The following is a 25,984-nucleotide window of genomic DNA, read 5'->3' on the forward strand; positions in this document are numbered from 1 at the left end:
GACGCGGTGTTGCAGAAGACGCCGTTCAGCTTCGATGTCTCGGTGTGGGAGTTTTTCTGGCCGCTGATGAGCGGTGCGCGGCTGGTGGTGGCGGCCCCGGGAGATCATCGTGAGCCCACAAAACTGGTGCAGTTGATCACGGCCCGGCAGATCACCACGCTGCATTTTGTGCCTTCGATGTTGCAGGTGTTCTTGCAGGACGCTCAGGTCAGCCAGTGCGCCAGCCTGACGCGCATCGTGTGCAGCGGCGAAGCGTTGCAGGTGGACGCGCAACAACAAGTCTTCAGCAAGCTGCCGAATGCCGGGCTGTACAACCTGTACGGGCCCACCGAGGCGGCCATCGACGTGACCCACTGGACCTGCCGCGAAGAAGGTCGCGACAGCGTGCCGATTGGCCAGCCGATCGCGAACCTGCAGACCTACGTCTTGAGCCCGGACCTGACACTGGTGCCGGCCGGGGTGATCGGTGAGTTGTACCTGGGAGGCGAAGGCCTGGCGCGTGGGTACCACCGTCGTGCGGGCCTGACGGCCGAGCGCTTTGTCGCCAGCCCGTTTGTGCCGGGTGAGCGGCTGTACCGCAGCGGTGACCTGGTGTGCCAGCGGTCAGACGGGGTTATCGAGTACCGCGGTCGTATCGACCATCAGGTGAAGTTGCGCGGGTTGCGCATTGAGCTTGGAGAGATCGAGGCCCGACTGCTGGAGCAGGAGGCCGTGCGTGAAGCGGCAGTGCTGGCGGTTGAAACGCCGGCCGGCCTGCAACTGGTGGGCTATGTGGTGCCGACGTCGGCGAATCTCGACGAAACCGCACGACCGCAGTGGTTGGACGCCGTCCGTGCCGCGCTGCGCCAAGGGTTGCCGGACTATATGGTGCCCACTCAGCTTCTGCTGCTCGATGCCTTGCCTGTAGGCCCCAATGGCAAGCTCGACCGCAAGGCCTTGCCGGCCCCGGATACAGCCCGCGCCCGTGCTGAATACCTGGCGCCCCAGGATGCACTGGCCTGTCAGATTGCAGGGATCTGGCAGCAACTGCTGGGTTTGGAGCGGGTAGGCCTGGGCGACAATTTTTTCGAGTTGGGCGGGCACTCCCTGCTGGCGACGCAAATGATGATGCAGATTCGCGCCCAGGCAAATCTCGACGTTCCACTCAAAACCCTGTTTGTCACCGAAACACTCGGGGATTTTGTCCAGCAAGTCCGCACGCTGCAGTCCGAAATTCAACCTCTTCAAGACGAGTTGGCTAAATCCTTGGCCGCCCTCAAACGTCTATCTGCTGATGAGCTTGAAAATCTGATTTCCTAGTGAGGACTGCGGCGTGCAAAAGTTAATCGAATCGGTGGGAACGCTTTCTCTGGCAGAAAGAAAAGCGCTCGCCGTTTTGCTTGGGAAAAAGGGCATCAACCTGTATGGCTTGACCCCCGTTTTCAAGCGCGATGCGTCAGAGCCGCTGTTGCTGTCCTACGCACAGGAGCGCCTGTGGTTTCTCTGGCAACTGGACCCGAAGAGTACCGCCTACAACATGTCATCGGTCCTGCGCCTGCGCGGGTCGCTGGATGTGCCTGCGCTTGAGTCAGCGTTCAATAGTTTGATTGCTCGCCATGAGCCGTTACGTACCACGTTTGCCGAGGAGCAGGGGCGTACCGTGCAACGGGTTGCCGCAAGCGCGGCCCTGACCATCGAACTGCAGGATGTGAGCACGCAGGGCTTGAGTGACCCCGCCCTGCACGCTGTCATCGAGGCCTGCACCCAGCAGGCCTTCAACCTTGAGCATGGGCCGCTGTTGCGGGTGAAGTTGCTGCGGCTGGCGGCGGATGAGCACGTGCTGGTGCTGGTTCAGCACCATATCGTTTCCGATGGCTGGTCGATGCAGATCATGGTCGAGGAACTGATTGAGCTCTATGCCGGTTTTCAGCACGGGCGACCTGCGGTATTGCCAGAGCTGGCGATCCAGTACGCCGATTATGGCCTGTGGCAGCGTAACTGGATGCAGGCTGGGGAGCGTGAGCGCCAGCAGGCCTATTGGCAGAAACAACTGGGGGGCGAGCAGCCGACGTTACAACTGCCTGCCGATTTTCCGCGCCCCGCGATGATGAGCTATCGCGGTGCGCGTCTGGACTGTGTGCTGGCGCCGGAGCTGGCGGCAGGCCTCAAACACCTGGCGCAACGCGAAGGCGTGACGCTGTACATGCTGCTGCTGGCGTCGTGGCAGATCTTGATGTACCGCTACACCGGCCAAACGGATGTGCGTGTCGGCGTGGCGGTGGCTAATCGCAGTCGTGCGCAGACCGAGCGGCTGATTGGTTTTTTCGTTAACACTCAGGTCTTGAAAGCGCTGGTTGACGGCCGTGCACCTTTCAGCCAAATGCTGGCGCAGGTCAAGCAGACGGCGTTGCAAGCCCAAGAGTTCCAGGACCTGCCGTTCGAACAATTGGTGGAGCTGTTGCAGCCTGAGCGCAGCCTGAGCCACAGCCCGCTGTTTCAAGTGATGTACAACCATCAGGGGCTTGAACGCTCCAACCCGGTGGTGGCGCAGCTCCCGCAGTTGTCGGTCGAGAACATGGGAGTGGCTCACCTCACGGCGCAGTTCGACTTGACCCTGGAAACCTATGAGACCCGGGAAGGCCTATCGGCCTCGCTGGTATTCGCCACGGATCTGTTCGAGGTCGCGACCATCGAGCGGCTGCAGGCTCATTGGTTGAACCTGCTCCAGGGCATTGTCGCTTGCCCGGGCCAATCGGTGGATGAACTGCCGCTGTTTGACGCATTGGAGTTGCAGCGTCTGCTGAATCACAGCAACCCGTCGGCCAAACCGGTACCTGTACAGGCCGTGCACCAGCAGATTGCCGAGCAGGCCCGCCGCACTCCCGCTGCACAGGCATTGACGGTGGATGGCCAGGCCTTGACCTTCGAGGCGTTGCAAGCCAGGGCCAACAGCCTGGCCCATACCCTGATCGAGCAGGGCGTGGCCCCCGGCGTTCTGGTCGGTATCGCGGCGCAACGCAGCCTGGACATGGTGGTTGGCCTGCTGGCCGTGCTCAAGGCGGGCGGTGCCTATGTGCCGCTGGATCCGGCTTATCCCCAGGCACGTCTGGACTACATGATTGGAGACAGCGGCATCGGCCTGTTGCTGACCCAGGCCTCCCTGGCACCGCGGTTTGCCGGGCTGCCTGGGTTGCGCCTGTTGTTGCTCGACCAGCAGCCGTCCCGGCTGGGCCTGGATGCCCAGGCGGACCCGCAGGTGAGCGTTGCGCCCGATGACCTGGCCTATGTCATCTACACCTCGGGGTCCACGGGCAAGCCCAAGGGCGTGATGGTGCGCCACGGCGGGCTGAACAACTTTGTCCAGAGCATGGCGCAGCGTCCGGGCCTTTCGGCCACTGACCGGGTGTTGTCGCTGACCACGTTCTGCTTCGATATCTTTGGCCTGGAAATTTACCTGCCGCTGGTGACGGGTGCGACCATCGTGCTCGCCGGCCAGGACGTTGCCCAGGACCCGGGGGAAATCCTCGCACTGGTCGCCCGGCAGGGTGTTACCGCGGTACAAGCCACACCGTCCACTTGGCGGATGTTGCTGGACCATCCAGAAATAGGCTGCCTCAAGGGATGCAAGGTGCTGTGCGGTGGCGAAGCCCTGCCGCAGGCGTTGGCCTCACGGATGATCGAGGCCCTCGGCCCGGTATGGAACCTTTACGGACCGACGGAAACCACCATCTGGTCCGCCTGCCATGAGGTCACGGCCCAGCAGCCCGTGCCCTATCTGGGGCGGGCGATCGACAACACTTCGCTGTTTATCGTGGGGGCGGATTTTTCGCCCGTGCCCGTCGGCGCCAGCGGCGAACTGCTGATCGGTGGCGACGGCCTGGCGCGCGGCTACCACCACCGACCGTCCCTCACAGCCGAACGGTTTGTGCCCGATCCTCATGGCCCGGCGGGCGGTCGCTTGTATCGTACCGGTGACCTGGTCCGTTCCCGGGCCGATGGCGTCATCGAGTACCTCGCGCGGCTGGATCATCAAATCAAGATCCGCGGGTTTCGTATTGAGTTGGGCGAGATCGAAGCCCGCTTGCTGGCCAGCGAGCATGTGCGTGAGGCGGCCGTGGTGGCCTTGCCGGGCACCGCGGGCGATCAGTTGGTTGCCTATGTCGTGCCCCGTGAACCCGTGCTGGTGCAGGGCGATGCGCTGGCCCAGGCGGCGGTACGTGACACCCTGAAGGCCTGGCTCAAATGTGAGCTGGCCGACTATATGGTGCCTGCGCATTTGTTGTTCATCAGCGCGATGCCCCTGACCCCCAACGGCAAGCTCGACCGCAAGGCATTGCCGCCGCTGGATATCAACCAGATGCAGGTGGCGTACGAGGCGCCACAGAGTCCCTTGCAGCAGCAAGTGGCAACGATCTGGCAGGAGGTGCTGAAGGTGCCTCGGGTGGGGCTCAATGATGACTTCTTTGAGTTGGGCGGCCATTCGTTGCTGGCCACTCAGGTGATGTCCAGGGTACGCAATGAGCTTGGGCGAACCCTTGCGTTGCGCCGCTTGTTTGAGCACAGCACCCTCGCGGCTTTTTCCAGGGCGCTGGCCGAGGGGCAGGCTGATCATGTCCTGCCGATGCGGGCGGTGGCGCGGAACCAGCCGTTGGCGCTGTCCTACGCCCAGGAGCGGCAGTGGTTCCTCTGGCAATTGCAGCCGGACAGTCCGGCCTATCATTTACCCCGCGTTTTGCGCTTGCGCGGGCCGCTGAATGTCGACGCCTTGCAAGACAGTTTCAATGCCCTGGTGGCTCGCCATGAACCCCTGCGCACGACCTTCGTGCACAGCGATACGGGCCCTGTCCAGGTTATCGCCGTCGACACCGGCGTTTGCATAAGCCGGCATGACTGGACCGGGCAGGAGGCCAGCGACGCCCAGGTCATGGCATTTGCCCAGGTGCAGGTCCAGCGTCCTTTTGATCTGGAGCGTGGCCCGCTGTTGCGTGTCGAGTTGCTGCGTCTTGGCGCAGACGACCATGTACTGGTGCTGACCCAGCACCATATTGCCTCGGATGCCTGGTCGATGCAGGTCATGGTGGAGGAATGGATGGCCGGCTATGAAGCCGGTTGCGCGGGGCGGTCTTTGCAGCGGCCGGCACTGGCGATCCAGTACGCCGATTACGCTGCCTGGCAGCGCCAATGGATGGACGGCGGCGAGCGTGAGCGTCAATTGGGCTACTGGACCCGGCAGTTGGGCGGGCCGCAGACGGTGTTGCAATTGCCCACCGATCGCCCGCGGCCGGCGCAGCAAAGCCAGCGTGGTGCTCGCTGTGACCTGTTGTTGGATGCGTCCCTGAGTGATGCCCTCAAGCGTCTGGCCCAAGAGCAGGGCGTGACGCTGTTCATGGTGCTGCTGGCTGCGTTTCAAGTGCTGCTGTACCGCTACAGTGGTCAGTCGGATATCCGTGTTGGCGTGCCTGTGGCCAACCGGCATCGTCTTGAGGTCGAGCGCCTGATCGGGTTCTTCGTTAACACCCAGGTGCTGAAGGCCGACGTCGAGGGGCGGCGGTCTTTTGTCGACCTGCTGCAACAGGTCAAGCAGCACGCCTTGCAGGCCCAGGAATACCAGGACCTGCCGTTCGAACAACTGGTAGAGGCGCTGCAGCCCGAACGCAGCTTGAGCCACAGTCCGGTTTTCCAGGTGATGTTCAATCATCAGGTGCAGTCAGCCAGTGCCTTTTCACAGTTGCCTGGCGGGCTGGCGGTCGAAGCGTTGGTTGGGGATGACACCCTGGCAAAGTTCGACCTGACCCTGGAAACCACAGAAACCGCCGAAGGCATCGGCGTGTCGTGGATCTATGCCCGCGACTTGTTCGACAGCCGGACCGCCAGCCAGCAACTGCAAGATTGGCATCGATTGTTGCTGGCGTTTGTCACGGATGCCCGCCAGCCCGTCGGCGAGGTGCCGTTGGGGGACGAAGCCAGCCGTCGGGCGGCGGCCGCGCTGTGTACCGGCCCGGTGCGCGAAGCCCGCGCTGGTGACAGTGTCCAGCAGCGGTTCCAGGCCCAGGTCGCACGTGTGCCGCAGACGATTGCGTTGGTGTGTGGCGCCGAGCAGTTGACCTACCAGCAGCTCGACCAGCGGGCGGAGCGCCTGGCGCAGCGCCTGCAAACCCTGGGCATTGGCCCGGGCAGCCTGGTGGCAATCGGCTTTGAGCGAGGCAGTGCGTTTGTGACGACGGTGTTGGCCATTTTGCGGGTAGGGGCGGCGTTCCTGCCGTTGGACCCGCGAGCCCAGCGCAGCCGTATCGGCGGCTTGCTGCAAGACAGCGGCGCTGCTTTGCTGATGGCTCCCGGCGAGTGGCTGCAAGAACTGGACGGTCAGGTAGCGGTGATTCCCACCCTGGACCTGCACGACGCCCTGGTGAGCGGTCCGGCGTGCCCGCCGCTGAACTACCCGGTGTACCCGGCACAGTTGCCCGCGTATGTCGTCTATACCTCGGGCTCAACCGGCAAACCCAAGGGCGTCGTCGTCACCGGGGAGGCCTTGGTCGACTATGTTGATTCGATTCTCGACCTGCTGCCCATGGCGGATATCCGCAGCATGGCGCTGGTGTCTACGGTCGCTGCCGATCTTGGCTACACCGTGCTGTTCGGTGCGCTGTGTGCCGGCCGGACCCTGCATGTCCTCGATCCGGAGTTGGCGATGGACGCCAATGGTTTTGCCGAGTACATGCACCGCCATGAAGTGGACGCTATCAAAGTGGTGCCGTCCCATCTTGAATCCCTGCTCAAGGCCGTCAATCCCGCAAACGCCTTGCCCCGACGCTGCCTGGTGCTGGGAGGCGAGGCCTGTTCGAACACCTTGCTTGACCAGGTTCGAGCGCTGGCGCCGGCGTGTCAGGTGTTCAACCACTATGGCCCTACCGAGACGTGCGTAGGTGTCCTGGCGGGGCTCGTCGGCCGGGTTGAGCCTGGGTGCATCGTGCCCCTGGGCCAGCCGATGGCCAATGTGCGGGCGCATGTTGTTGACCAGAATTTGCAGGCGGTGGCGCCGGGCGTGCTGGGTGAGCTTTATCTCGGCGGGCCTTGCCTGGCCCAGGGCTATCTGGGCCAGGCGGGCATGACCGCCGAACGGTTTGTGCCCGACCCTTTTGGTATGCCTGGCGAGCGACTGTACCGCACCGGCGACCGAGTGGGCCTGCGCGACGGCCATATTGAAAGCCATGGGCGCATCGATGACCAAGTGAAGATTCGCGGTTTCCGCGTCGAGCCCGGTGAGGTCGGCGCGTGCCTGCGCGGGCTTGGCTTGTTGAGCGACGCCACGGTCATGGCTCGGGAGGGCGTCCACGGCAAGCAGTTGGTGGGGTATGTGGTACCGCGCGATCCGGCGGACCTGGCGCCGTCCCGGCAGTTGGCGATGCGTGAGGCCGTGGTGAGCTACCTGCGTGAACACCTGCCCGAGCACATGGTAGTGGCGCAGGTGGTGGTGCTGGAAAAACTGCCGCTGACGGCCAACGGCAAGCTGGATCGCCAAGCCTTGCCCGCGGCGGATATGCAGGCAGTGCGCATGGCCTACCAGGCGCCCGAAACCGACCTGCAAAAACAGGTCGCGCTGATTTGGCAGCAGGTCTTGCACGTGCCGCAAGTGGGGCTTGGCGACAGCTTCTTTGAGCTTGGCGGCCATTCGTTGCTGGTGATGGGGGTGCTGTCGCGCCTGCAACTGGAATTGGGGATCAAGGCGCCTGCACAGTTGGTCTTTGAGTTTCCAACACTGAATGAGTTTGTCGACCACCTGGAGGCCCCCGCAGCGCGGTTGGATGCCTCCCGGTTGAGTCGTTTGGAAAGTTTGTTGGATGAGGTGGATGAAGCATGATGGACGATAACGCGGCTGCACTGAAGATTGCTGGACGCTTCATCCTTTTGCCGCTGGAAAAGCGCAAGGTGTACCTGCAAAAAATGCTCGAAGAGGGGATATCACCGGCGAACCTGCCCATTCCCCAGACCCGTTCCAGCCTTGAACACGTGCCGTTGTCCTTTGCCCAGGAGCGCCAATGGTTCCTGTGGCAACTGGAGCCTGAAAGCAGTGCCTACCATATTCCGCGTGCCCTGCGTTTGCGGGGGACGGTTGATCTCGACGCCCTGCAGCACAGTTTCAATCAACTGATCGCGCGCCATGAACCGTTGCGCACCACCTTCAAGGATGACGAAAACGGGGTCTATCAGGTCATTGCCTCGCAGGGCGAATTGCACATCGAGCAGGATGCCTTGCCGGCGGCGACCGACCCGGCCGAGCGCCTGCAGCAGATTCGCCAGGCGGTGGACAGCGAAACCCGGCGTCCGTTTGACCTGCTGAACGGTCCGCTTATAAGGGTCAAGCTGATCCATCTGGCGGATGATGATCATGTGTTGGTAGTGACACAGCACCATATCGTCTCCGACGGCTGGTCCATGGGCCTGATGGTCGACGAGCTGATTTCGCGTTACGCCGCCAGCCAGCAGGGCCGTACGCTGGACATGCCGCCCTTGCCGATTCAATACGCCGATTACGCGATCTGGCAGCGGCGCTGGATGGAAGCCGGCGAGCGCGATCGACAGCTGGCCTACTGGACCCGCCAATTGGGTGACCACCCGCCGGTGCTGGAATTGCCCACCGACCATCCGCGTCCGGCGGTGCAAAGCCTGCGTGGCGCGCGTCTGGATATCCCCTTGAATGGCGAGTTGAGCGAAGGCCTCAAACACCTTGCCCAGCAACACAACGCCAGCTTGTTCATGGTGCTGCTCGCCTCGTTCCAGGCGTTGCTGTACCGCTACAGCGGCCAGCCCGACATTCGTGTCGGGGTACCGGTGGCCAACCGTAACCGGGTGGAGACTGAGGGGTTGATCGGATTCTTCGTCAATACCCAGGTGCTCAAGGCGAATGTGGACGGCAGCACGCCGTTCCTGGACCTGTTGCAACAGGTCAAGGATGCCGCGCTGCAGGCCCAGGATTATCAGGACCTACCGTTTGAGCAACTGGTGGAGGCGCTGCAACCGGAACGCAGCCTGAGCCACAGCCCGTTGTTCCAGGTCATGTACAACCACCAGACCGTCAAACAGGACGCTCGCGCCCAGCACCTGGATCTGCAGGTCGAGGCCCTGGAGTGGGATGTTCGCACCGCCCACCTGGATTTGACCCTCGATACCCTTGAAGGGCCGCAGGGCCTGGCGGCTACGCTGATTTACGCCACCGACCTGTTTGACGCTGCCACCGCCGAACGCATGGCGCGGCACTGGGTGAACCTGCTCCACGGGGTGGTCGCTGATGCCAGCTGCGCGGTGGCCCGCTTGCCGATGCTTGGCCGTGAAGAACAACAGGCGTTGTTGCTGGATTGGCAGCAGGCGCCGTCAGTTGCGTTACCGCTGGTGCATGAACGCATTGCGCAGCAGGCCCGGGAGACACCCACCGCCATTGCCTTGATTATCGATGAACAACGGGTGACATTCGCGCAGCTCGATGCGCGTGCCAACCGCCTGGCCCATGGGCTGGTGGCGCAGGGCGTAGGCCCGGAAGTGCGGGTAGCCATCGCCTTGCCGCGCGGTGAAAACCTGATCGTTGCGTTGCTGGCAGTCCTCAAGGCGGGCGGGGCGTACGTGCCGCTGGATACCCAGTATCCCCGTGAGCGCCTGGAATACCTGATGCGTGATGCGCAGATCGGCTTGCTGCTCAGTGATTCGGTGTTGCGCGAACAATTGCCGGTGCCCGCCGGTGTAGCGGTGCTGGCCCTTGATCAGTTTGACGTCGCCGACCAGCCTGCCACGGCGCCGCATGTCGAGCTGTCGCCGCACACTCTGGCCTACGTCATCTACACCTCGGGGTCCACCGGGCAGCCCAAGGGTGTCGCAGTCGCCCATGGCCCGTTGGCGATGCATTGCGTCGCCATTGGCGAGCGTTACGCCATGACCGCAGACGACTGCGAATTGCACTTTATGTCGTTTGCCTTCGACGGCGCCCATGAGCGCTGGCTGACGGCGCTGACCCACGGTTCGCGCCTGTTGCTGCGCGATGACAGCCTGTGGACGCCGGAGCAGACCTACCAGCAGATGCATCGCCACGGCGTGACCGTCGCGGCGTTTCCGCCGGTTTATTTGCAGCAGTTGGCAGAGCATGCCCTGGCCGTGGGCAACCCGCCCGCGGTACGGATCTACTGCTTCGGTGGTGATGCCGTGCCTCATGCCAGTTTCGAATTGGTCAAGCACACGCTTAAGCCCGAGCACATTATCAATGGCTACGGCCCGACCGAAACCGTGGTCACCCCGCTGATCTGGAAGGCAGGACCGCAGGATCGGTGCGACGCGGCTTACGCGCCGATCGGCAGCCGTATCGGCCAGCGCCGCGCCTGTGTCCTGGATGCCGACCTCAACCTGTTGCCGGCTGGCGCCAAGGGCGAGTTGTACCTGGGCGGCGAAGGCCTGGCACGCGGTTATCTGGACCGCCCAGGGGCGAGCGCCGAGCGTTTTGTGGCGGACCCGTTCGACCAGGCGGGCGGTCGTTTGTACCGTACCGGCGACTTGGTCTGTCAGCGCGCCGACGGTACGTTTGACTACCTGGGACGCATTGATAACCAGGTGAAGATTCGCGGTTTCCGGATTGAACTGGGAGAAGTCGAGTCGCGGTTGCAGGCGCTGCCTGAGGTTGCGGATGCGGTGGTCATCGCCCAGGAAGGTGGGTCTGGCAAACAACTGGTGGGCTACGTTATTGCACGTCAGGACCTGCGCCACGAAGGACTGGGAGAGCACCTGCGCAGCCAGCTCAAGACGGTCCTGCCAGACTACATGGTGCCGGCGCATATCCTGTTTCTTGCACAGTTCCCTTTGACGCCCAATGGCAAGCTGGACCGCAAGGGCTTGCCCAAGCCTGATGTCAGCGCCTTGCAACAGCAACGCTACGTAGAACCCCGGACTGAGCTTGAGCGGGCCATTGCCGGGATCTGGCAGGCGGTGCTCAAACTGGAGCGGGTCGGCCTGACCGACAATTTCTTTGAATTGGGCGGCGATTCGATCATCTCCATTCAGGTGGTCAGCCGTGCCCGCCAGGCCGGGATTCGCTTTACCCCCAAGGACCTGTTCCTGTACCAGACTGTCCAGGGGCTGGCCGGTGTGGCGCAAACGGGGGCGAGTGCCCAGGTCATTGACCAGGGGCCTGTCACCGGCGCGTCTCCACTGCTGCCGGTGCAGCAAGCGTTTTTTGAGACGGATATCCCCCAGCGACATCACTGGAACCAGTCTGTGCTGCTCAAGCCGGCCGAGCCGTTGGCGGTAGAGCCGCTGAAGCGTGCGCTGGCGGCATTGGTCAAGCATCACGATGCATTGCGCCTGGGCTTTGCCCAGGGGCAGGCGAATTACCGCGCAATCGAGGCCGATGCCGACAACCTGTTGTGGCAAGCCTCCCTTGCTGACGCTAACGAGCTTGAAGCGCTGGGCAATGAAGCGCAGGCCAGCCTTGACCTGGAACACGGCCCTCTGTTGCGTGCCGTATTGTCGACCCTGGCCGATGGCAGCCAACGCTTGCAGTTGATCATTCATCACCTGGTGGTGGATGGCGTGTCCTGGCGGATTATTTTCGATGACCTGCAGCAAGCCTATCAGCAGGCGCTGCAAGGCCAGCCGTGCACCCTGCCGGCCAAGACCAGCGCCTATCGCCTGTGGGCCGAGCGTTTACAGCGCTATGCCCGAGCGCCTGAGCGCCAGCTGGAGGTGCAAGGCTGGCAGGATCGCTTGCGCAATTCGCCGCTCGACTTGCCATGCCGCGAACAGGCCAGTGACGCCGATCAAGGCTTGTCTGGAACGGTCCAGACCCGCCTGGACAAAGGCTTGACCGAGCGCCTGTTGCAGGGCGCGCCGGCTGCGTATCGCACACAGGTCAATGACCTGCTGTTGACGGCCCTGGCCCGGGTTATCTGCCAGTGGACGGGGCAACCCTCGACATTGATCCAGCTGGAGGGCCACGGCCGGGAAACGCTGTTCGAAGACATTGACCTGACCCGTACCGTGGGCTGGTTTACCAGCGTGTTCCCGGTCAACCTGGTGCCTCAGGAGGATCTTGGCGCTTCGATCAAGTCAATCAAGGAGCAACTGCGCGCGGTGCCGGATAAGGGCATCGGCTTTGGTGTGCTGCGTTATCTGGGCGATGAGGCCACGCAACAGGCCTTGCGCGAGTTGCCGTTACCACGGATTACCTTCAACTACCTGGGGCAATTCGACGCCAGTTTTGATGATACGCAAGGCGCGTTGTTTACCCCGGCCACGGAAAATGCCGGTGCAGACCATAGCGCGCAAGCGCCCTTGGGCAACTGGCTGACGCTCAATGGCCAAGTGTTTGGTGGCGAGCTGAGTTTGAACTGGGCGTTCAGTGCCGAGCGTTTCGAACCGGCGCTGATCCAGCACCTGGCGGATGAATATGCCGGGCAACTGCGTCAGTTGATCGAGCATTGCTGCGAGCCCGACCATCAGGGGGTTACCCCCAGCGATTTCAACTTGCTGTCGTTGAGTCAGGCTCAGTTGGACAGCCTGCCAATGGCACCGTCGCAGATCGAAGACATCTATCCGTTGTCGCCAATGCAGCAGGGGATGTTGTTCCACAGTCTTTACGAGCAGGAGCAGGGGCACTACATCAACCAGCTGCGGCTGGATGTCGATGGCCTCGATCCCGAGCGTTTCCGCGAGGCCTGGCAAGCCATGGTCGATGGCCATGATATTTTGCGTACCGGGTTCATCTGGCACGGCGCGTTCGAGCGGCCGATACAGGTGGTTCACAAACAGGCCCGGTTGCCGTTTGAGGTGTACGACTGGCGCGAGCGCGCGCAACTGGCGCAAGACCTGGATGAACTGGCCCTGCAGCAGCGCCGCGAAGGGTTCGACCTGGCCGCGGCGCCGCTGTTGCGCCTGGTGCTGGTTCGCACTGAGGCCTCGCGGTATCAGGTGATTTATACCAACCACCACGTGCTGATGGATGGCTGGAGCAACTCGCAGCTGCTGGGTGAAGTACTCCAGCATTACTGTAACCAGAGCGTGGCGCGCCAACCGGGTCGTTTCCGTGATTACATTGCCTGGCTGCAACGCCAGGACAGTGTCGCCAGTGAGCGGTTCTGGAAAGAGCAACTGGCCCCCTTGAACGAGCCTACTCACCTGGCCCGGGCTATTGCCCATGACGCCGATGAGGTGGGGGCGGGTGAGCATGCCCGTGTGTTGGATGAGGCCCAGACCGAGCGCCTGGCCACGTTCGCCCGGCAGCAGAAGGTGACCCTCAACACATTGGTCCAGGCCGCTTGGCTATTGATCCTGCAGCGCTATACCGGCAAGGATTGCGTGACATTTGGCGCCACGGTGGCGGGGCGCCCAGCCGATCTGAAAGGGATCGAGCAGCAGATCGGCCTGTTCATCAACACCCTTCCGGTGATCGCTTCGCCCCGTGGCGAACAGCGTCTTGATGGGTTCCTGCAAGTGGTCCAAGGCGCCAACCTGGCGTTGCGCGAACATGAACACAGTGCGTTGTTCGACATCCAGCGCTGGTCCGGGCTGGAAGGCGAGGCGCTGTTTGACACCCTGTTGGTGTTTGAAAACTACCCGGTGTCGCAGGCATTGCGTCAAGGTCAGCCACAGGGCCTGGTGTTTGGGGATGTCAGCGTTCATGAACAGACCAATTACCCGTTGACCCTTGCGGTCAGCCTCGGTCAAGTGTTGTCGCTGCACATGAGCTTCAATCGCAGCCACTTCAGCCCGCAGGCCATTGAACGTTTGTGCAACCAGATGGCGCAGGTGCTGTTGCAGATGCCCGATTTCGCCGAGCGCCCGGTGGGCGAATTGCAGGTTTTGGGGCGCGAGGATTACCAGCAGCAGGTGGACACCTGGAATGCCACCGACACCACCTACCCGGGCGAATACGCCGTACAACGATTGTTCGAGGCCCAGGTCAGCCGTACGCCGCAAGCGATTGCCCTGGTGTTCGGCACCCATCAATTGACCTATGCCGAGCTGAACCGGCGGGCCAATCGCCTGAGCCAGCGTTTGATCGAACTCAACGTCGGGCCGGACGTGTTGGTGGGCATTGCCATGGAGCGCAGCCTGGAAATGGTCGTGGGCCTGCTGGCGGTACTCAAGGCAGGGGGCGCCTACGTGCCCCTCGATCCTGATTACCCGCGGGATCGCCTGGCCTACATGATTGACGACAGCGGCATCGGGTTGCTGCTGACCCAGGTCACCGTGGTTGATCGCCTGCCCCTGAGCGAGGGCGTGCAGACGCTGTTGCTCGATCAACTGCCGGACGATGGTGCCGAAGCGGGCAATGCCCTGGTGCCCGTGGCGCCGGACAACCTGGCGTACGTAATCTATACCTCCGGTTCTACCGGGCAGCCCAAGGGCGCCGGCAACCGTCATGTGGCCTTGAGCAACCGCTTGTACTGGATGCAACAGGCCTATGGGTTGCAGCCCCAGGACGGGGTCTTGCAGAAAACCCCGTTCAGTTTCGACGTGTCGGTCTGGGAGTTTTTCTGGCCATTAATCATCGGTGCGCGCCTGGTGATGGCCGCCCCCGGAGATCACCGGGACCCGCTGAAGCTGATCGAGCTGATTGTGCATCACCAGGTCAGCACCCTGCACTTTGTCCCGTCGATGCTCCAGGCGTTTTTGCAGGACCCGACGGTAGAGCGGTGCTCCAGCCTCAAGCGCATTGTTTGCAGCGGCGAGGCACTGCCCGTGGATGCCCAGCAGCAGGTATTTGCCCGCTTGCCGGGGGCCGGCCTGTACAACTTGTATGGCCCCACCGAAGCCGCGATCGACGTCACCCACTGGACCTGCGTGGCCGAGCAGGCCGCAAGCGTGCCGATTGGGCAGCCTATTGCCAACCTGCGCACCTACATCCTTGATGCCGAGCTTGCGCCCGTATCGGCGGGTGTGATCGGCGAGCTGTACCTGGCCGGCGTTGGCCTGGCCCGTGGTTATCATCGTCGTCCCGGTCTCACCGCAGAGCGGTTTGTTGCCAGCCCGTTTGTGCCGGGCGAGCGCCTTTACCGCACGGGTGACCTCTGCCGTCATCGTCCGGATGGGGTCATCGACTACCTGGGCCGCAGCGACCATCAGGTCAAGATCCGTGGCTTGCGCATTGAGCTGGGGGAGATCGAGTCGGCCTTGCTGGAGCAGGCAAGCGTGCGTGAAGCCGTGGTACTGGCCGTGGACGTCAACGGTGGCAAGCGGTTGGTGGCATACGTGGTGCCCAGTGACGAAGCGGTTCAGGACAGCGCCGGGTTCCACCAGCAATTGGCCGAGCAACTGTTGAGTGGCTTGCCCGACTATATGGTGCCGAGCCAGACCGTACTGCTGGCGCAGATGCCGTTGAGCCCCAACGGCAAGCTCGACCGCAAGGCGCTGCCCAAGGTCGATGTCAGCGCGTTGCAGGCCACTTATCTGGCGCCGCGTACCGCCACCGAACACACATTGGCGGGTATCTGGCAAGCGGTGCTGGGCCTTGAGCAAGTGGGGGTGACGGACAATTTCTTCGCGCTGGGGGGTGACTCCATCATTTCAATCCAGGTGGTCAGCCGTGCTCGCCAGGCCGGGTTGCAGATGAGTCCCAAGGACCTGTTCGAACAGCAGACCATTGAAAAACTGGCCGCCTGCTGCACGGCCGCGCAGCCTGAACCGGCGCCGGCCATGCCAGTGGCGCAGGTGCTGCACGGCCTGAGCGAGGCTCAACGCCTGGCCTTGCCGTTGCCACACGACCAGGTGGAGCACCTGTACCGCCTTTCACCGATGCAACAAGGCATGCTGTTCCTTGGGTTGAATGCTCCGCAGGACGACATGTACGTCAACCAGTTGAGCATTGATGTCCATGGACTCGACAGCGCACGCTTCAAGGCGGCCTGGCAAACTGTGTGCGAGCGGCATTCGGTGCTGCGTACAGGTTTCCTCTGGCAAGACCTGGAAGAGCCGTTGCAGTTTGTCCTCAAGGACTTGCCGGTGCCGTTGAGCGAACTTGACTGGCGCGATGAGGATTGCAGCGCAGGGCGTCTGCAAGCGTTGGCCGATAGCGAGCGCGAACGCGGTTTTGCCCTGGAGTCGGCGCCGCTGCAGCGTATCCTCCTGGTGCGCCTGGGGCATGACAGTTATCAGTTGATCTGGACCTATCACCACATTCTGATCGACGGCTGGAGCACCTCCGCACTGATGGGCGAGTTGTTGGCCCATTATTCGGGCCAGGCCCTCCAGGCGCCGGTGCCTTATCACCACTACATCGGCTGGTTGAACCAGCAGGACCCGGTGAGTGCCGAAGGTTTCTGGCGCGAGCAATTGTCCATGCTCGATGAGCCGACCTACCTGGCCGATGCGGTTGCCAGCGGCGAAGGGCGTGGGCACCAGGCGCTGTACACCCGCCTGGATGCCTCGGGCACCGAGCGGCTCAAGGCCTTTGCCCGGTCTCAGCAGATCACGCTCAATACCCTGGTGCAGGGCGCATGGGCCTTGTTGCTCAGCCGCTACAGCGGCCAGCGCAGCGTGACCTTCGGTGCAACCATGGCCGGGCGCCCCGCGAGCCTGCCACAGTCGGAACAGATTCTGGGGTTGTTCATCAACACCTTGCCGGTGATCCAGGTTATCGAACCCGGGCAATCGGTGGGCGAGTGGCTGCGCGCGCTGCAACGTTACAACCTGCAAATGCGCGAGTACGAATACACACCGCTGACGGATATCCAGCGTTGGTCCGGGCGCAATGGCCAATCGTTATTCGACAGCATCATCGTGTTTGAAAACCAGCCGGTAGACCGTACCTTGCGGGAGTGGAGCGGCGAGTCCTTGCGCTTTGGCGAGATGGACAGCGCCGGCCTGACCAACTTCCCGATGGACCTGATGGTGACCCTGGAAGAAGGGTTGGTGATCGAATACATGTTCCTGCGTGAACATTTCCCCGAGTCGGCCGTGCATACCTTGCGCCAGGATATGGAAGGCCTGTTGTTGCAATTGGCCAGCGACGCCGCCCGGCCGTTGGGCGAAATCGGCTTGCCAAGCGGCCGCAGGGCGAGCGTGCTCGAACACCCGCCAGCGCCAGCACTGCCGTTGGTGCACCAGCACATTGCCCGGTGGGCGGTGGAAGCCGGGCAGCACCCCGCCGTATTGTTCGGTGAGCAGCAGATGAGTTTTGCAGCGCTTGAACAACGTGCCAATGCCCTGGCCCATTGCCTGATTGCCCAGGGCGTCGGTCCCGAAGTTCGGGTGGGCGTGGCCTTGCCCCGCGATGCCGAGCTGATGGTGGCCTTGCTGGCCGTACTCAAGGCCGGCGGGGCCTATGTGCCACTGGACACAACCTACCCCCGCGAACGCTTGAGCTATCTGATTGCGGATTCGGGTATCGCGTTGTTGCTGACCGCGTCATCGACGCTGCCACAGTTACCGATCCCTCAGACCCTGCAGGTGCTGGCGCTGGACACCCTGGACGTGAGCGACCAGCCGCAGACGGCACCGGCCTGCCATGTGCAGCCCGAGAACCTGGCGTATGTGATTTACACCTCCGGTTCCAGTGGCCAGCCCAAGGGTGTGGCCGTGAGTCATGGGCCGCTGGCAATGCACTGTCAGGCGATTGGCGAGCGCTACGGCATGAGCCCGCAGGATTGTGAACTGCACTTCATGTCGTTTGCCTTCGACGGTGCTCATGAGCGCTGGTTGACGACGCTTTCCCACGGTGGCCGCCTGCTGTTGCGCGATGACAGCCTGTGGACGCCGGAACAGACCTACCAGGCCATGCATCGCCATGGGGTGACCGTGGCGGCGTTCCCGCCGGCCTACCTGCAGCAACTGGCCGAACACGCCGAGCAGGACGGTAACCCGCCACCGGTGCGGATCTACTGCTTTGGTGGGGATGCGGTACCGCAGGCCAGTTATGACCTGGCCAGGCGCGCGCTGCGGCCGCAGTTCATCATCAATGGTTATGGGCCGACAGAAACGGTGGTCACGCCATTGCTCTGGAAGGCGTCGGTCGACACCGACTGCGGGGCGGCCTACGCGCCGATCGGCAGTGTCGTCGGTGCGCGCACCGCGTATGTCCTTGACCTGGACCTCAATCCGTTGCCGGTTGGCCTCGCCGGGGAGCTGTTCCTGGGGGGCGAAGGCCTGGCCAGGGGCTACCTCGACCGTGCAGGGCAGACAGCCGAACGCTTCGTGGCAGACCCGTTCAGTGCCAGCGGCGCACGCCTGTACCGCACCGGTGACCTGGTGCGCCAGCGGCTGGATGGCACGTTTGATTACCTTGGGCGCATAGACAACCAGGTCAAGATCCGTGGCTTTCGCATCGAATTGGGTGAGATCGAGGCGCGCTTGCGCCAGGCCGAAGGCGTGGCCGACGCCGTGGTGGTCGCCCGGGAGGGTGGCAGCGGCAAGCAGTTGGCAGGCTATGTGGTCCAGGACGACGCCTTGATTGCGCCGCACGTGTTGTGCGAGCGCTTGCGCGAACAGCTCAAACGCACTTTGCCGGACTACATGGTGCCCACCCACTTGGTCGTACTGGAGCGCTTGCCGCTGACCCCCAATGGCAAGCTGGACCGCAAAGGCTTGCCGGCACCGGACGCGGTACAAGGCACCCACACCTATGTGGCCCCGCGCACGGAGCTCGAGAGCGCGTTGGCGCAGATTTGGCAGAAGGTGCTCAAGGTGCCGCAAGTGGGTATCCACGACAGCTTCTTCGAATTGGGCGGTGACTCGATCCTCAGCCTGCAAGTGGTGGCCAAGGCTCGTGGCTTGCAGTCCCACGGTCTGCGCTTGAAGTTGCGGGACCTGGTGCAGAAACCGACCATTGCCGAACTAACGGCCAGTGTCGGCGCGCAGGCTCGGCAACCGGCCGTGTCGGCGCTGTTGAGCCTCAATACCGAAGTGCGTGAGACCCCGCCGTTATTCTGCGTCCATGCAGGCTTCGGCACCGTATTCGACTACGAAACCTTGGCCAGGCAGCTCAATGGCCAGCGCCAGGTGATTGCCATCGGCAACCGTACCTTGCTGGACCCGGCCTGGCAGGATGAGTCCCTTGCCAGCATGGCCCGGGACTACGTGGCCGATGTCCGGCTGAAGCAACCTCAAGGGCCTTATCACTTGGCGGGTTGGTCACTGGGCGCAACGCTGTCGTTGCTGATGGCGGCAGAGTTGGAGCGTCAGGGGCAGCAGGTTGCGTTCGTGGGGCTGGTTGACAGCTTTGTGCCCATGGAGCGTGTCGAGGTGGATGACTGGCAGGAAGACGTGCAGCAGTTCCTGGCGGTGCTGCTGCCGGGCGTCAACCCGGGTCCGATCCCGTTGGAGGAAAGCCCCGGGGGGATACGCCAAGTGATGGACGCGGCAATGGCCGAGGCGGCGAGCCAGGGCCCGGACTCTTCGGCTTACGCCGCCTTGGGCGGCGAAGAGCTGGCCAATGTGTTCAGTGTGGCACGGCGGCTCAAGCGGCTGTCGATTCAGCTGGCTTGCTGCACGCCGGTGAGTGTCACGCCGATGAGTTGGTGGACGCCGGGCCGCGAAGCGGAGCGCCAGGTGCTGGCTTCCCAGATTGGTCAACCGCTGGAGGGCACTGTCTTGCGTTGCGGGCACTTTGAAATCCCCCGTGACGAAGCGTTTGTCCTGGCTCTGGAAAGTGCCCTGGCTGAGCTGGATACCTCGGCAGTGACCTGCTGATCCTTTTTGATTGTCAATCGGCCGGTCCCATAGGGGGACCGGCCTGGAGTGGTAATTCATGTCTGTAAATCCCGATATTTCGGCCTACCTGCAGCTGGTCAACAATGCGCGTGCCGAAGGCAAGACCGTGCCGATGCACGCATCGACTCCGGAAGACGCCCGGGTGGGTTTCGACCAGTCTTCCTTGTTGATGAGCATCGCCAGTGACGAGCTTGAGCATGTTCAAGAACTGCAAGTACCGACACGTGACGCCAGCCTGTTGCCGGCGCGTCTTTACAGCCGTCGTTCACCGACCCTGGATGCGCCGCAGCCGGCCTTGCTCTATTTCCATGGGGGCGGTTACGTCGTGGGCAGTCTCGACTCCCATGACGCGTTGTGCCGCACACTGGCTGAGCTGGCCGATTGCGTGGTGCTGTCGGTGGCGTATCGGTTGGCACCGCAATGGCGATTTCCCACTGCCGTCGAGGATGCGCAGGACGCCTGGCATTGGTTGCGCCATCATGCTGCGTCCCTGGGCATCGACCCGGCGCGACTGGCGATCGGCGGAGACAGCGTCGGTGGCAGCCTGGCGACGGTGGTGGCCAACGGTTGCGACAGGGCGCACCAGCCAAGGGTGCAGGTGCTTATCTACCCGGTGACGGATGCCAGTGCCAGCACCGCCTCGACGGCGCGTTATGCCACCGGCCACCTGCTGGAAGCGCAAACCTTGCAGTGGTTCTACCAGCATTATGAGCGCACCCCTCAGGACCGCCTGGACCCGCGTTTTTCACCTCTGCTGGGAGCCCCTAACGCCCAGGCGGCACCGGTGTTGTTGGTACTCGCCGAGTGTGATCCGCTGCACGACGAGGGCGTGGCTTATGCCGCACGCTTGCGCGAGGCCGGGGTGGTCGTGGATATGCAGGTGTTTGAAGGCATGACCCATGACTTCTTGCGCATGGATGCGCTGGTGGACGAGGCACAAGACGCACAGGCGCTGATTGCTCAGGCGCTGAAGAGCTATCTGGGTTAGTCGGGGGAGGGTTTAAAGGCGGGAGAAAACAAGACAGGGTGCCGGGCACCCTGTCTTTTTTTTGCTTAGAACTTGGCCCGTAGCGCCAGGTTGAAGTTGCGGGGTTCGCCGTAGAAGTTCCAGTAGTTGGTGTTGCCCGTGGTCTGGATGTACTTCTTGTCGAAGACGTTGTCCAGGTTGTACTGCACTTCCAGGTTCTTGTTGATCTCGTAGATCGCGTGCAGGTTGGTCAGGGTGTAGCCGCCTTGCTGGATTTTGTAGGTTTCGCCCACTTCGGTCTGGGTCATCTTGCTTTGGGCAAAGATGCTGCCGCCCACGCGTGTTTTGTTCAGCACGCCTGGCAGACGGTAGTCCGTGGCGATCTTGAACAGATGGCGCGGGGAGGAGGCCGAGAAGTCATCACCTTTCTGTTCGCCCGAGATGTATTTGGACTGGGTGTACGTGTAGCCACCCGATACGTTCCAGTCTGACGTCAGGGCTCCGTTGATCTCCAGGTCGATCCCGCGGTTGCGGACTTTTTCCGAGGCGCGGTAGCAGCCATTCGGGCAAATGATCTCTGCTTCGCTTTCGCTGACGGCCTCTGCGCGTCCGGTCTGGTCGGACTGGAACAAGGCAATGGCCGTGGTCAGGCGCTTGTCGAGAAACTCGCCCTTCAAGCCCAACTCATAGTTGGAACCGGTCATTGGCTTGAGCGTCTTGCCGCTGGCGTCGAGGTTGCTCTGCGGTTTGAAAATCTCGGTGTAGCTGGCATAGGCCGAGAAGTTTTCATTCAGCTCCTGCACGAGCCCGGCGTACGGTGTGATCTCGCCCTTCTTGGTGTATTCCCCGCGGATGGGGCGCGTCACATTGGTCAGGCTTTCCGATTTGAACCAACTGGCCCGGCTGCCCAGGATCAATTTGGTCGAGTCGGTCAGGCTGAAGCGGCTCGCCGCATACACACCGGCCTGTTTCTGGGTCTGGTTGTACTTCCATTTGCTGACGTTCAACGCGGTTGGCTTCGGTGGGTCGAAGGCATTCGGGTTGTTGATGTCGAAGACGTAGTTGTAGGTGGTGTCGTTACCGCCGTGATAGTCGAAATCATCGACCCGCACGTTACTCCCGACGACGAAGTCATGCTGCTTGCCCAGGAACTGGAAAGGGCCTGACAGGTACGTATCCACCCCAGTCTGGGTGTCGTCGTAGCGGAAGTGTCGTGGTTGCAGGCGGAAGCTGTCATCCGTCCCGCTCACACGCTGGGTAAAGTTGCCGAGGAAGTCGGATTTGGCCCAGGTCTGGTTGGCCGAGACTACCAGTTTCCAATCGTTGTCGAAGTAGTGCTGGATATCGGCAAAGACCGTGGTGTTGCGCTTGTCCAGGTGGTTCCATTTACCGGTCAGTGACGTGGAGCGCGACAGTGGATAGAAACCACCGTCTGCTCGCGTCGGCAAACCCGACCAGTCATAACCGGAGTTGCGGTCCTTCTGGTAGGTGAACCCCAGGGTCGCCATGGTGTTTTCCGCCAGGTCGGCTTCCAGGATGCTGTAGAACACCTGGTTTTCTTTTTTCGCCGTGTCCATGTAGCTGTTGGCGTTGTTGTAGGTCAGTACGGTACGCCCACGGAGTGTGCCTTCCTGGTTCAGTGGGGAAGACAGATCGACCATGGTCTTGTAGTCATCCCACGAGCCTACGGACGTCTCGATCAGGGCCTGGGGCGTTGCCGTTGGGCGTTTGCGCACGAGGTTGATGGCCGCTGACGGGTTGCCTGCGCCCTCCATCAAACCGGTTGCGCCGCGTACGATCTCTACACGGTCATAAATATCGGTCGTCGGTTTGGAAATGGCATCCATGGAATAGGCGTTGCTGACGTTAGTCGGGATACCGTCGATTTGCAGGGTATCGACCAGTTGGCCCCGAGCCTGATACAGCGAGCGTTCAGCACCGTTTTTGACGATGGTGATGCCGGTAGCGTTCTGCATCACATCGTCCAGGTTCTTCATGGCCTGGTCGTCCATGCGCTGACGAGTGACCACGGTGACGGACTGCGGAGTTTCGCGCAGCGACATGGGCAGCTTCGTGGCCGTGGTGGTCTTGCCGACGGTATACGAATGCGTTGACTCACTGCTTTCGCTCGCACCCGCGGCACTGATGGTGGTTGCTCCCAGCTCCAGGCCGGCCCCGTTTGACCTTTTCGAAACCAGGACCACCGCATTGTCCTGTTGGTTGAAGCTAAGCCCCGAACCGCTCAACAACACCCCCAGTGCGTTGGTCGGTGAGAGGCGCTGGTTCAATGCGTTACTGGTCAACCCTTGCAGGTCCTGCGGGTTGTACAGCACCTGCAACTTGCTCTGTTGGCCAAATGCTTGCAGCGCGCTGGCCATCGGCTGTGCGGGGATCGCAAAGCTGATGTCTTGCGCCTGGGCCTGTGTGGCAAAAGGCAACGCTATCAGCAAGGACAGCCGAGGCAATGTCTTGAGGTTCAGTGTGCAGCGCATGACCAGCGTTGCCAGAGGTGTAAGTGAGTGACGTGGCGACATCCGAAATGCTCATTGTGATGAAGGTTGGGAGGTGTTCTCGTTGTTATTGATAATGAGACGCACCTGAGAACCAAAACCGGAAAAAATCAGGGCGCTTTTCAGGCGCCCACCAATTCCGCGGTGACTTTGCCGTTTTTCATCCGCACCAACTGGTCCGCCACGTCGAAGTAACGGTCATCGTGGGAGATCACGATGATGGTCTTGCCCAGTCGTTTCAGGTCCGGCAGCAGCTCGGTGTAGAAGATCCGCCGGAAGGTCGGGTCCTGGTCTGCGGCCCATTCGTCGAACACCAGCACTGGCCGGTCTTCCAGCCAGGCGTTGATCAGGGCCAGGCGCTTGCGTTGACCGGTGGACAGGTCGGTGGTGGTAAAGGCGCCATCGCGCACGCTGACCTTGTGGGCAATTTCCAGGCGTTGCAGGTACTTGTTGGCGTCGGCAGGAATCTGCTGGTCGCCCTGGACCACGTCGTCGAACAGGTAGTAGTCGGCAAAAATGGTCGTGAACAACTGTCGGTAGTCATCGCGGTTCACTGCACTGACCGGCTGGCCATTGAGGCGGATCTCGCCTTGTTGCGGTGGGTAAAGGCCCAGGAGCAACTTGATCAGGGTGGTTTTGCCACAACCGTTTTCACCGACGATGAAGATGATGTCCCCTTGTTCGATACGCAGGTTGACGGGCCCGAGGTGGAACGGTTCGCTGCCTTCTACCGGGGCGAAGCCGTAGGCGACGTTGGACAATTCCAGGGTGTGTACCGGTGCCGGTTTTTCTACGCTGCCACTGAGCAGCAAGTGTGGCTCGGGGGAAGAGAACTGCTCCGACAATTGGGCAATACGGCGGAATGCGATGCGCGCGCGGCTGACGATCGGCAGGGTGCCGATCAGGTGTTCCAGCGGGCCTTTCATGTACAGCAGGATCAGCACGAAACCGCTCATCACGGCCTTGTCCTGGCTCGGCCAGAATGACTGCATGACCAGGGCCATGCCAATTACCACGAAGAACAGCATCGAACCAAACGACTTGGCGATGACAAAAGTATTGATTGCGCGGATTTGTGTCTTGCAGATGAAGTCGGCGGTGGCCTGTATGCCGTGGACGAACATCCGGTGGCGGCGGGGGCGGTGGATGCGTAACTCCTTGGCCCCTTCAGCGATGGCGTTGTAGTTTTTCTGCAGCTCGTCCTCGGAGGCGCGCGCGGCTTCAAACCCCCGGCCGCCACTGGCCTGGGCGATGAATTGGGCCACGGTGCCAATGACAATCGCCACCAGCATCAACAAGAACATCGGCCAGGACAACATGGCCAGGTAACCCAGGCAACCGAGGGTAACGGTCATGGAGATGGCCAGGGGGGCGAAGGCGAAGGCGAAGTCGCTGATGGTGTCGACGTCGTGGGTCAGCACCGGAATCAGCCGGTGGCTGCGGTACCGCTCGATCTGGTCGATGGGCGCGGCGAGCACCTTCTCCCCCAGCTCCTTGCGCAACCTGGCAATGATGTTTTGCCCCACATAGTTGGTACCGATGTCAGAGCAAATCGCGCTGATCAACGCCAGCAGGCATAAGCCGGCAAAGCCCATCATTGCCCCCTGGGTGAGGTTGGCGTCAGCGTGCAGCGCATTATTGATGGTGGCCAACAGGGCGGTGACACTCAGGCCACCGACCATGCCCAGGGCGATGGAAATCGCCACGATGGGCCAAAAGGGCTTGAGCAGGGCAAACAGTTCACTGAGGGCTCCGCGTGAGGTGCTGGTCATGGGCGTCGTTCCGCTTCAGGTAAAAGAGGGGTAGGGAGGCGTTGGGGCGGTGCCTGGCGGCGATGCCTGTCCTGTAGGAACGACCAGGGCACACGCTAATTTAAGGCGACCGCCAGACGGTGGTCGCCAGGGCTTGATGGCTTAGAGATCACGTTCGACGCGAAAGCCGATCCAGTCGCCGCGCTCGGCGGGGAACAGGTCGTTGCGGTTGCCGGAGCGAGAGAAAATGGGCGCTTCGCCGTAGTCGTTGCCGCGGATCTGCTGCAGTGTGCAATTGGCTTCCAGCCATGGACTGCCGTCGGTAGGGGCGCCGATGTAGTTGCGGTGTGCGCAATCGGCTACCCACTCGTAGACGTTGCCGTGCATGTCGTATACCCCGAACGCGTTAGGCGGGAAGCTGCCGGCTGGCGAGGTGTAGTTGTAACCGTCTGCCGCGCCGTAGGTGTTGGCGTGCTTGGCGATGCTGTATTCCTTGCCCTCGTCAAACGGGAACGGGAACGGTCCGCTGCTACCCGCGCGGGCGGCGTACTCGCGAACCGATTCGCTGACCATGCGATACGCCTTGCCCGTCTTTTTTGACAGCCAGGCGATATAAGCATTGGCTTCAGCAAAGTCCATGCACACCGCCGGTTGCTTCGGGCTCTGCGGGTAGCGCGGCTTGCCCGCCTTGCATTCGCGTCCGGGGCGAGTGTCGCCGTCGGGCATTACATAGCCGGTATCGCGAATGTAGGCATCCCATTCACCCTGCAGAACCTGAAAGCGGCTGATGGCAAAGGGTTTGCTGAAGGTCACCTCATGCATCGGGCCTTCATCGGGCTGGCGGCCGGCTTCGTCCTCCGGTGTGCCCATGGTGAAGGTGCCGGTGGGTAACACCACCATTTCCGGGCAGTCCTTGCAGTCCTTGAACACTTTTCCCGGAGCCAGGCTGGCACTGGCGGCCTGTGCGATTCCCGGTAGCAGAGAGCTGCACAGTGCAGCCAGGATCACAGCGCGCAGCACCCTGGCAGAAGAATGGCCGTGGGGGCGTGGCAGGTTGTTGTTCATGGGTCACCTCGTCGAAAAAAAAAGGGCATCAT

The 25,984-nt window shown here is 62.1% G+C and carries 7 protein-coding genes; 4 read left to right on the plus strand and 3 right to left on the minus strand.

From position 1 onward, the window contains the following. The 4 genes from HX875_RS00475 to HX875_RS00490 form a co-directional block, all read left to right on the plus strand. Positions 1–1,299 (plus strand): AMP-binding protein (locus tag HX875_RS00475; RefSeq protein WP_177040815.1); only part of this gene is annotated, 1,299 nt, incomplete at its 5' end. A 13-nt stretch (positions 1,300–1,312) separates the two neighbouring features. Beyond that, positions 1,313–7,837, plus strand: coding sequence for a non-ribosomal peptide synthetase (locus tag HX875_RS00480; RefSeq protein ID WP_177040818.1), 6,525 nt, complete (start codon positions 1,313–1,315; stop codon positions 7,835–7,837). Continuing rightward, on the plus strand, positions 7,834–19,638 hold the full coding sequence (locus HX875_RS00485; protein WP_256348009.1) for a non-ribosomal peptide synthetase: 11,805 nt from the start codon (positions 7,834–7,836) through the stop codon (positions 19,636–19,638). The genes HX875_RS00480 and HX875_RS00485 overlap by 4 nt, the downstream gene beginning before the upstream one ends. A 58-nt stretch (positions 19,639–19,696) precedes the next feature. Continuing rightward, positions 19,697–20,647: an alpha/beta hydrolase gene (locus HX875_RS00490; RefSeq protein ID WP_177040820.1), complete on the plus strand. Its 951-nt coding sequence runs from the start codon at positions 19,697–19,699 to the stop codon at positions 20,645–20,647. 65 nt (positions 20,648–20,712) lie between these two features. On the opposite strand, the gene HX875_RS00495 is transcribed toward HX875_RS00490, so the two are convergent. The 3 genes from HX875_RS00495 to pvdO all read right to left on the minus strand — a co-directional run bounded on the left by HX875_RS00495 (position 20,713) and on the right by pvdO (position 25,952). Then, a complete protein-coding gene (locus tag HX875_RS00495) occupies positions 20,713–23,160 on the minus strand; it encodes a TonB-dependent siderophore receptor (protein WP_256348010.1) in 2,448 nt (815 codons plus the stop codon). A gap of 98 nt (positions 23,161–23,258) precedes the next feature. After that, positions 23,259–24,908 (minus strand): cyclic peptide export ABC transporter, encoded by a 1,650-nt coding sequence (locus HX875_RS00500; protein WP_177040822.1) that lies wholly within the window; start codon positions 24,906–24,908, stop codon positions 23,259–23,261. Between the two features lie 141 nt (positions 24,909–25,049). Continuing rightward, on the minus strand, positions 25,050–25,952 hold the full coding sequence (pvdO, locus tag HX875_RS00505) for a dihydropyoverdine dehydrogenase (protein ID WP_177040825.1): 903 nt from the start codon (positions 25,950–25,952) through the stop codon (positions 25,050–25,052). Positions 25,953–25,984: the final 32 nt, after the last annotated feature.

This window comes from Pseudomonas yamanorum, assembly GCF_013386765.1.
Classification (GTDB): Bacteria; Pseudomonadota; Gammaproteobacteria; order Pseudomonadales; family Pseudomonadaceae; genus Aquipseudomonas; species Aquipseudomonas yamanorum_A.